This is a genomic window from Streptomyces sennicomposti, from assembly GCF_019890635.1.
GTDB classification, from domain to species: domain Bacteria; phylum Actinomycetota; class Actinomycetes; order Streptomycetales; family Streptomycetaceae; genus Streptomyces; species Streptomyces sennicomposti.
Map to the genome: position 1 here is coordinate 1 of NZ_JAIOAB010000107.1, position 8137 is coordinate 8137.

6 protein-coding genes are annotated in these 8137 nt (G+C 75.6%); 3 read left to right on the forward strand and 3 right to left on the reverse strand.

Annotated features, from left to right (window positions below; genetic code table 11):
- Positions 1–112: 112 nt before the first annotated feature.
- Both K7787_RS30965 and K7787_RS30970 read right to left on the reverse strand, forming a co-directional pair.
- The gene (locus tag K7787_RS30965; protein WP_223003667.1) at positions 113–841 is read right to left on the reverse strand and encodes a methyltransferase domain-containing protein; all 729 of its coding nucleotides are present in this window, start codon (positions 839–841) and stop codon (positions 113–115) included.
- On the reverse strand, positions 838–2040 hold the full coding sequence (locus K7787_RS30970) for a lycopene cyclase family protein (protein WP_223003670.1): 1203 nt from the start codon (positions 2038–2040) through the stop codon (positions 838–840). Before K7787_RS30970 ends, K7787_RS30965 begins: the two co-directional genes overlap by 4 nt.
- 392 nt (positions 2041–2432) lie before the next feature.
- On the opposite strand from K7787_RS30970, the gene K7787_RS30975 reads away from it, so the two are divergent.
- On the forward strand, positions 2433–2831 hold the full coding sequence (locus K7787_RS30975; RefSeq protein ID WP_164388811.1) for a TOBE domain-containing protein: 399 nt from the start codon (positions 2433–2435) through the stop codon (positions 2829–2831).
- On the opposite strand, the gene K7787_RS30980 is transcribed toward K7787_RS30975, so the two are convergent.
- Positions 2779–4467: a PucR family transcriptional regulator gene (locus K7787_RS30980; protein WP_223003668.1), complete on the reverse strand. Its 1689-nt coding sequence runs from the start codon at positions 4465–4467 to the stop codon at positions 2779–2781. The two genes, K7787_RS30975 and K7787_RS30980, sit on opposite strands and share 53 nt — an antisense overlap.
- Before the next feature lie 215 nt (positions 4468–4682).
- Here K7787_RS30980 and K7787_RS30985 point away from each other — a divergent pair, with 215 nt between their 5' ends.
- Positions 4683–5504: an FAD binding domain-containing protein gene (locus K7787_RS30985; protein WP_169438492.1), complete on the forward strand. Its 822-nt coding sequence runs from the start codon at positions 4683–4685 to the stop codon at positions 5502–5504.
- Positions 5501–8137 (forward strand): molybdopterin-dependent oxidoreductase (locus K7787_RS30990; RefSeq protein WP_223003669.1); only part of this gene is annotated, 2637 nt, incomplete at its 3' end. The genes K7787_RS30985 and K7787_RS30990, both read left to right, overlap by 4 nt.

The following is an 8137-nucleotide window of genomic DNA, read 5'->3' on the forward strand; positions in this document are numbered from 1 at the left end:
GCGACGGCGACGCTCGGCGCGTCGGTGCGGGCGAACCGGTTGCGGCCGGGCGCCGGGTGCAGGATCTCGGCCTTGCGGTCGCGGCCCCGCCGGACCGTGCGGCGCGGGCCGCTCACCGGGCGTCCCGCGGCGTCCCCGCGGCGCTGCGGGCGAGGAAGGTGTGCACGATCCCGGTCTGCCACCCGGCGACCGGGACGGTGCGTACGCCGGTGAAGCCCGCGTCCGTCAGCCGGGCGGCGAACTCGGGGGCGGTGTCGAAGGCGAGGACGCTGCGCCACAGATGGCGGTAGAGGGCGCGGTCGCCGCTGAGCGTGCCCGCCGGGATGATCACGCCGTGGCACACGGCCGTCCACAGGGCGCGGTGGGCGGCCGAGCCGCTGAGGCTGTACTCGTGGACGGCGAGCCGCCCGCCCGGCCGCAGCAGGGCGCGCACGGTGGCGAGGACGCCGTCGGGGTCGGTGACGTTGCGGAACAGATAGGCGGCGAACACCGCGTCGTAGGGCCCTTCCTCGGCGGTGCTCACCTCCTCGGCGGTCAGGTGCCGGAAGCGGACCCGGTCCGGCCAGGTCTTGCTGAGGGCGCGCCGCAGCATGCCCGCCGAGGCGTCCACGGCGGTGATCCGGGCGTACGGCGCCGCCCGCAGCAGGGCGCGGGTGGAGGCGCCGGTGCCGCAGCCGAGGTCGAGGACGTGCAGCCCGGCGCCGCCGTCGGGCAGCCGCAGCCGGCGGGCGGAGCGGTCGAGGTCGGCGCGGTAGCCGGGGTTGAGGGCGGTGAGACGGTCGTAGCTGTGGGACGCGTGGTCGAAGGCGCGTGCCAGGTCGTGGTCGCGCAGCAGGGTCATCGGCGGCTCTCTTCGGCTCGGGGCGCAAGGGGGCGGCGGGGCAGGAAGGGGAGTTCGAGGGCGGTGCGGAGCATGGGGCCCACGGGGCAGCGCAGCCCGACGCACCACTCCTCCCAGGGGGTGGCGACGCCGTCGAGGAAGCGCAGCAGCCGCAGCGGCGGGACGTTCCGGAAGAGGTCCGTGAAGAAGGTGGGCCCGTCGACGCGCCCGGTGTCCAGGGCCCGCAGCAGCACCGCGTCCATGGCGAGGGTGCGCCGCCGGTACGGCCGGGGCGCGGCGACCGTGCCCCCGGCGCGTCGTCCGTCGTGGAGGGCGGCGGCGATGGCGCGGCTCTGCCGCTGGACGGCGGCGAAGGTGTAGCCGGTGGCGGGGCGGGTGGCGCCGCCGGCGGTGCCGATCCGGACCGTCGGTCCGTGTCGGCGGGGGAAGCGGGCGTCGGTCATCGGGATGACGCCCTGCTCCGCCGCCTCGACGCTGAAGGCGCCGAGGCCGAGGACGCGGCGGCTGTAGTGGGCGAGCGCCGCGTCGTAGGCGGGGGTGGTGAGGGGCGTGCGGGAGAACTCGGTGTACTCCACGAGCGCCCGGTCGGGGGCGAGCGGCAGGACGTAGCCGAAGGCGAGGCCGTGGCGGGGCTGGGGCACGCGGAAGTCCATGAGATCGGCGACGTCCGGGTCGAACCGGTCCGTGTCCGTACGGACGAACCAGCCGCGGAAGTGCTGGAGCAGCAGCGTCCGGGCGGGCGGGAGTGCGGGCAGGGGCCGGGAGTCGAAGAGGTGGCGGGCGCGCAGGGTGATCCGTCGCCCGCCGGCCGCGGTGCAGTCGACCTCCGCGCCGTGGGCGGTGGCCCGCACGGCGTCGGCGGTCGCGCGCAGGAGCCGCCCGCCGGGCGCGCGGACGAGCCGCCCGTGCACCAGCCGCTCCAGCGCGGAGGACCGGATCATGCGGTACGTGAAGGGCGCGGGCCGGACGACGACGGCGCCGCCGTCGGCGCCGTGCACCCGCAGCCGCCCCCACGAGGCGCGGACCGCCTCGTCCAGTTCGCCGCCGCCCCGGTCCCAGTAGCACCAGGTCCGCTCCCCCGGCCGTCCCGGCCCGTCCGGGGCCTCCACCAGCGTCACACCGCCCGCCCCGCCGGCCACCAGCCGGTGCACGAGCGACAGTCCGGCGGCTCCGCCCCCGAGGACGAGGACATCCGACATCGCGTCACCGGCGACGGCACGCACCGGATCGTGCGCGGCGAAGACGTCCACGTCGTCACTCCGGGGCGCGGGGGCGGACAGGGGGTTCCCTCTTACCGCGCCGTCACGTCCGCCCCGGGCCGCCGGGGGCGCGGCGGGGCCGCTGCCACCCGTCCGGAGCACACTCGTGGACGGGGGCGGCGCGTCGTACGGCGCGGGCTCGTCGGGCGGCGGCGGCGCGTCGTGCGGCACGGGCTCGTCGTACGGCGGCTTGTCGTACGACGGCAGCTCGTCGTAGGGCTGCGGCTCGTCGGGCGGCGGCGGCACGTCGGGCGGCGGTCGCCGCGCCCGGCGGGTACGTGCCGCGGCCTCGGCGAACCGTCCGGCGGCGGGAGCCGGATAGGGTCTCCCGGGTGCCGACGTACAGCATTGGGCAGGCCGCGCGGGTGTTGCGGGTGAGTACGGAGACCGTGCGCCGGTGGGCGGACGCGGGGCGGTTGCCGAGCGGGCGGGACGGTGCGGGCAACCGTGTCGTCGACGGCGCCGGGCTCGCCCGGTTCGTGCGGGAGCGCGCCGCCGAGGACGAGCGTGCCGTGGCCTCCGGGCCGCCCACCTCCGTGCGCAACTCCTTCACCGGCATCGTCACCGCCCTCGCCGTGGACGAGGTCGTGGCCCGGGTCGAGGTCCAGTCCGGCCCGCATCGCATCGTGTCCCTGGTGACCCGCGAGGCCGTGGACGAGCTGGGGCTCGCCGTCGGGGTCACGGTCGTCGCGCGGGTGAAGTCGACGAGCGTTCACGTCGAGCGGTCGTAGCCTCTCGGTCGCCGTCACGCCGAGCCGTGGTGGCGGACCGGTCGCCGTCACGCCGAGCGGTGGTAGCGGACCGGTCGCCGTCACGTCGTACGGCCGCGGCGGACCGGTCGCCGTCCTGGTCCGGGTGGCACAGCAGGGCCGCCCACAGGTCGAGGCGGTCCCGCAGCCGGGACAGGTCGCGGCCGGTGAAGTGCTCGATGCGCTGGATGCGGTAGTGCACCGTGTTGACGTGCAGGTGCAGCGCCTCGGCCGTGCGCGCCCAGGAGCCGTCGTGAGCGAGGAACACCCGCAGCGTGTTCAGCAGCGCGGCGGCGGACGCGTTCGCCGGGTCGAGCAGCGGGCCGAGGACGGTACGGCTGTAGGCGGCGCGGACCTCGGCCGGTACGCCCGTGAGCAGCAGGTCCAGGGTGGTGAGCGTCGTGACGTCGGTCAGCGTGGAGGCGCCCGCCCCGATCGTCCGGGCGGCGGTCAGCGCGTAGCGGGCTTCGGCCAGCGCGCCGGGCAGCGCGGTCGCGTCGGCGGCCGGTGCGGCGAGGCCGCCGTGCAGCGGGACGCCGGGGTCGGCGGCGGCCACCAGCGGCCAGGCCCGCGCCAGTTCCGGGGCGGCGTCCTCGGGCAGCACCGCGAACGCAGTCCCCTCCGGGAGCCGTCCCACGGCGGCGTACGCCGCCCCGCTGTGCGCGACCGCCTCCGCGAGCGCGCCCTCCGCCGCCCCCGTGTCCGCGGCCCGCGCGCTGTCCGCGACGACCACCCGGTACGGCCCCTCGTCCGGCAGCCCGCACGCCCGCACCGCACCGGCCACCTCGCCGGACCCGTCGCCGGCCGCCGCGCTCAGCAGTCGGCCCAGTTCGTGCGCAGCCCGCCGCTCGGCGGCCCCGCGGCGGGTCAGGGCCGTCCGGCAGCGGCCCAGGACGGCGGTGATCTCCTGGACCAGCCGGGGCGGCGCTGCGGCGGCGTCCGGCAGGTGCAGCCACCACCGCCCGTACGGCCCGGCCGCCGCCTCCGCCTCCACCGGCGCCGTCGCGCTGCCGCTGTCACCGCCGAGCACCGCCGCGGCGGCCACCCGCGCCGGCAGCGGCTCCGCCCCCGGCGTCGCCGCGACCGTCCGGCCGGTCGCGGTGAGGACGTACGCCGGCACCGCGTCCAGATGCGCGAAGGCCGCGGCGAGGACGAGCGCCGGGTCGGCGTCCTGCGCGACCAGCCGGTTCAGCCGGCCGCGCACATGCTCGGGCAGCGCCCGCCCCCGCCCCAGCTCGCCCCACTGCCGCAGGTACACGCTGTCGGTGATCGCCCGGAACAGCACATGGGCGGGCACGCCCGCGACCGGCAGTCCGTGCCGTGCGCACGCCTCGACCAGGTCGGAAGGGACCGCGCCGTGGGTCTCCTCGCCGGCCAGCAGCGCGACGGCGCCCGCGTCCTTCAGCCCGGTGACGAACCGTTCCGCCTTGTCCCTGCCCTCGTCCGCGCTCCACCAGACGAGCCCGCTGAGCACCACCTCGTCGGGGCGGACGAAACGGGCCGGGTCCTCCAGGTCGGTGACGGTGACGCCGCTGATCTCCCGGCGCAGCAGCGCGTCCTCGGCCCAGAGCAGGCGCAGGCCCAGGGACTCGTCCTCCAGCAGGTGTTCGACGTGCATGCGTTCCGGCTCCTCGTACGGGCGCCGGGCCGCGGGGGTGTGCTGCCCGGCATCTCACATTCACCAGGTGGATGCGAGTCATCGCATGGTAAATGCCAGAGCAGACGAGCGGTATGCCTCTTGGTGGATTCACCAGGAGTCCGGCCTGGAACGCTTGGGTTTCCGTGCTGTGAACCAGTCGTCGCGGCCCCCTTCCGGTTGCTTCACTTCCGGCCATGGACCTCAACACGGTGGTGGAGATTCGCGACGCCCGGCGTCCCGCTCCCTGGCGGCCCGGCGACGCCTGGCTCGGCGGCGGCACCTACCTGTTCTCGGAGCCGCAGCCGCATCTGCGCCGTCTGGTCGATCTGAGCCGCACCGGCTGGACTCCCGTGCGGCGGCATCCGGACGGCTCGCTGGAGATCGCGGCCACCTGCACGATCGCCCAGCTGTCCCGGTTCGCGAAGGAGCTGCCCGCCGCGGCGGCGCCGCTGTTCGAGCAGTGCTGCCGGGCCTTTCTCGCCTCGTTCAAGATCTGGAACATGGCCACCGTCGGCGGCAACCTCTGCAACGCCCTGCCGGCCGGCCCGATGACCTCGCTGACCGCCGCTCTCGACGGCGCGTGCCTGCTGATCGCGCAGAGCGGCGCGCGCCGCCGGGTGAGGGTGACCGACTTCGTGACCGGCGCGGGCCGCAAGGTGCTGGCCGAGGGCGAGCTGCTGCGCTCGGTCACCCTGCCCGCCCGCGCGCTCGGCTGCCGTACGGCGTTCCGGCAGGCGTCGCTGTACGGGCTGGGGCGCTCCGGGGTTCTGGTGATCGGGGCGCTGGACCCGGTGGACGGCTCGCTGGCGGTGACGGTGACCGCCTCGACGGTGCGGCCGGTGCGGCTGTGGTTCCCGCTGCCGCCGACGGCCGCCGCGCTGCGGGCGGCGCTCGGTTCGGCGGTCGCCGACGACGAGTGGTTCGACGACATCCACGGGCTGCCCGAGTGGCGGCGGCACATGACGTTCCGGTACGCGGAGGAGATCCGCCGGGAGCTGGGAGGGGCGAGGCGATGAGGATCGAGGTCAACGGCCGGCAGCACGAGGAGGAGCCCCGGCCCGGGCAGTGCCTGCGCACGTATCTGCGCGAGCGCGGCTGGTTCGGGGTGAAGAAGGGCTGCGACGCGGGCGACTGCGGCGCGTGCACGGTCCATGTCGACGGCGAGCCGGTGCACAGCTGTCTGTACCCGGCCTTCCGCGCCGACGGCCGCACCGTCACCACCGTCGAGGGGCTGGCCTCGCCCGAGGGCGAACTGCACCCGGTGCAGCGGCGGTTCCTCGACGCGCAGGGCTTCCAGTGCGGCTTCTGCACGGCCGGGTTCCTGATGACGACGGCCGCCCTGGACGAGGACAAGCTCGGCGATCTGCCGAGGGCGTTCAAGGGCAATCTGTGCCGCTGCACCGGCTACCGGGCTATCGAGGATGCGGTGCGCGGGGTGAAGAACGTCGAGGCCCCGGCGCCCGGCGAGTCCGTCGGCCGCAGTCTGCCCGCCCCGGCCGGGCCGCAGGTCGTCACCGGCACCGCCCGCTACACCTTCGACGTGGAGGTGCCCGGCCTGCTGCACATGAAGCTGCTGCGCTCCCCGCACGCCCACGCCCGCATCGTCGCGATCGACGCCTCCGCCGCGCTGCGCGTGCCCGGCGTGCACGCGGTGTTCACCCATCACGACGCCCCCGAACGGCACTTCTCCACCGCCCGTCACGAGCACCCGGAGGAGGACCCGGACGACACCCGCGTCCTGGACGACACGGTCCGCTACATCGGCCAGCGGGTCGCGGCGGTCGTCGCCGACAGCGAGGCCGCCGCCGAGGAGGGCTGCCGGCGGATCGAGGTGACGTACGAGGTGCTGCCGGCCGTGCTGGACCCGGAGGAGGCGATGCGGCCGGGCGCGCCCGTCGTGCACGACAAGGACGCGGCCGGCGCCCGGATCGCCCGTCCAAAGGCCAACGTCGTGGGCGAGGCGCACGGCGAAGTCGGCGACGTGGCGGCCGGGTTCGCCGCGGCCGACCTGGTCTACGAGGAGACGTTCCGCACCCAGCGGGCGCAGCACGCCAGCCTGGAGACGCACGGCGCGGTCGCCTGGATCGACGAGGACGGCCGCCTCACCGTGCGCACCAGCTCCCAGACGCCGTTCCTCACCCGCCGAGCGCTGTGCGCCCTGTACGACCTGCCGCACGAGCGAGTGCGGGTGGTGGCGGGCCGGGTGGGCGGCGGCTTCGGCGGCAAGCAGGAGATGATCGTCGAGGATGTCGTCGCGCTGGCGGTGCTGCGCCTCGGCCGCCCGGTGAAGCTGGAGTACACCCGCGCCGAGCAGTTCTACGGGGCCACCACCCGCCATCCGTTCACCGTCCGGGTGAAGGCGGGCGCCCGCCGCGACGGCACGCTGACCGCGCTTCAGCTGCGGGTGGTCGCCGACACGGGGGCGTACGGCAACCACGGCCCGGCGGTGATGTTCCACAGCGTCGGCGAGTCCATGGCCGTCTACCGGGCCCCGCACAAGAAGGTCGACGCCTACTCGGTGTACACGCACACCGTCCCGGCGGGCGCCTTCCGCGGTTACGGACTCGGCCAGGTCATGTTCGCCGTCGAGTCGGCCTTCGACGAACTGGCCCGCCGACTCGGTCTGGACCCGCTGGAGTTCAAGGCCCGCAACGCCATCGGCCCGAACGAGGCGATGGTCACCCCCGGCGGCCACGAGGAGGATCTGCACATCGCGAGCTACGGCCTCGACCAGTGCGTGGGCATCGTGCGCCGGGCGCAGGCCGAGACCGACGCCGGCCAACCCGCCCCGGAGGGCTGGCTGGTGGGCGAGGGGTCCGCCCTCGCGATGATCGCGACGGGTCCGCCCGGCGGCCACATCGCCGACGCGAAGGCCGCCCTGCTGCCCGACGGGACCTTCGATCTGGCCGTCGGCACGGCCGAGTTCGGCAACGGTACGACGACCGTGCACCGGCAGATCGCGGCCGGTGAACTCGCCACCACCGTCGAGCGGATCACCGTCCGCCAGTCGGACACCGACGTCGTCCGCCATGACACCGGCGCGTTCGCCTCCACCGGCACCGTCGTCGCGGGCAAGGCCACCCTGCGCGCCGCCCGCGCCCTGGCCGACCTGCTCCTCGACTTCGCCGCCGCCCACCTGCGCGTGCCGCGCGGGCAGTGCCGTCTCGCGGAGGAGGCCGTCCTGCACCCGGGCGGGCGGCTCTCGCTCAAGGAGCTGTACCAGAGCGCCCGCGCGGTGGGCGTCGCCTTCGTCGCGGACGGGCACTTCGGCGGCACCCCGCGCTCGGTCGCCTTCAACGCCCAGTGGTTCAAGGTGGCCGTCGATCCGGGCACCGGCGAGATCCGCATCCTGCGCAGCGTGCACGCCGCCGACGCGGGCAAGGTGATGAACCCGATGCAGTGCCGTGGCCAGGTCGAGGGCGGGGTGGCCCAGGCGCTCGGCGCGACGCTCTTCGAGAACGTCCGCATCGACGAGCGCGGCGCGGTCGAGACGGCCGCCTTCCGCCGCTACCGGCTGCCGCAGTACGCCGATGTGCCGCGCACCGAGGTGCACTTCATGGAGACGGCGGACGCGATCGGGCCGCTCGGGGCCAAGTCGATGAGCGAGAGCCCGTTCAACCCGGTCGCGCCCGCCTTCGCCAACGCGCTG

Excerpts from the sequence above, each read along its gene's own strand:
- K7787_RS30970 (WP_223003670.1), bottom strand. The coding sequence starts at position 2,040 with ATGTCGGATGTCCTCGTCCTCGGGGGCGGAGCCGCCGGACTGTCGCTC.
- K7787_RS30985 (WP_169438492.1), top strand. The coding sequence starts at position 4,683 with ATGGACCTCAACACGGTGGTGGAGATTCGCGACGCCCGGCGTCCCGCT.
- K7787_RS30965 (WP_223003667.1), bottom strand. The coding sequence starts at position 841 with ATGACCCTGCTGCGCGACCACGACCTGGCACGCGCCTTCGACCACGCG.
- K7787_RS30980 (WP_223003668.1), bottom strand. The coding sequence starts at position 4,467 with ATGCACGTCGAACACCTGCTGGAGGACGAGTCCCTGGGCCTGCGCCTG.